This is a genomic window from Ruegeria sp. BHSB064 (assembly GCF_059613205.1).
Genome location: NZ_JBXWSB010000260.1, coordinates 1 through 902 on the forward strand (window position 1 = coordinate 1; position 902 = coordinate 902).

Annotated in this window: 1 protein-coding gene; it reads right to left on the reverse strand. The window is 57.5% G+C overall.

Going from position 1 to position 902, the window contains the following annotated elements:
* Positions 1-136: 136 nt before the first annotated feature.
* Positions 137-902 (reverse strand): O-fucosyltransferase family protein (locus AC2FNU_RS24795; protein ID WP_496794318.1); only part of this gene is annotated, 766 nt, incomplete at its 5' end.

A 902-nucleotide genomic window follows, 5' to 3' on the forward strand; every position in this document is an offset into this window, starting at 1 on the left:
GCGCACAGGCCAGCTGAACCGGGCACAGCCCCGGACCCTGGTCTCTGAAAACATCGAGACACCCGAAGCTTAAGCCGCTGATACTTCGGGTGTTTCTCTTTATTTCAGAGCGCCCCTGCCCTACGCATCGCAGGGTCTAGCCTGTACGGTCGGTCTTTTCATAGTCGAAACACATATCGGCCAGCGACCGGAGCACCCAATCAAACCCGGCGGACATGAAACGCCCCGACATCAGGGGTGGTTTTGGGGCCTTTTCCCCTTCGGCCACTTTCGTGTTCAGCGGGCGCGGGCGGGATCCCACCATGACCGTGTCTTCCTGAACCGAGACAACCTTTTCCAGCGCCAGACCGTTCTCGGACAGCATTTTCCACAGCGCGCAGAGCAGCCTGATACAAGGCACGGCAACAACAGACAGGGCCTTGCGGCGCGCCCGCATCGGTTGCGTCTGATAGTTCAGGTCGATGAAATCCACATCCCTGTTCAGGGTTGCTGCCATCTCGCCGACGGCCGCATGACATTTTATGATGTACTGACACCGCGACAGCAGCAACAGATCCACAAGAACCTCGATCCCCCGCGCGGCTTTTTCGTCCGCATCATGAAACCGGTTATCATCCGTATCGCTGAGGGATTTTTCGGAATAGGAAATGATCTTGTCCGGATAGGCCTTTTCCAGATCCTTGAGCCACTGCCGCTGATCGGTGGCCACAAATATGCCGCCACAATCCGGATGCTCGGCCAGATAGCGGTCGATATAAGGGAAATACTCTTCAGGGACGACCTTTCTGGACAGGTTGGGCCCGACGCCAAAATCGAACTTGTCCGAGCCCCGCAACTGCAGCCCCAGCGTATGCTCGGGGAATTTCGCGTCGTGGAACCTGTCCACCTGCCGCATGAGCGAT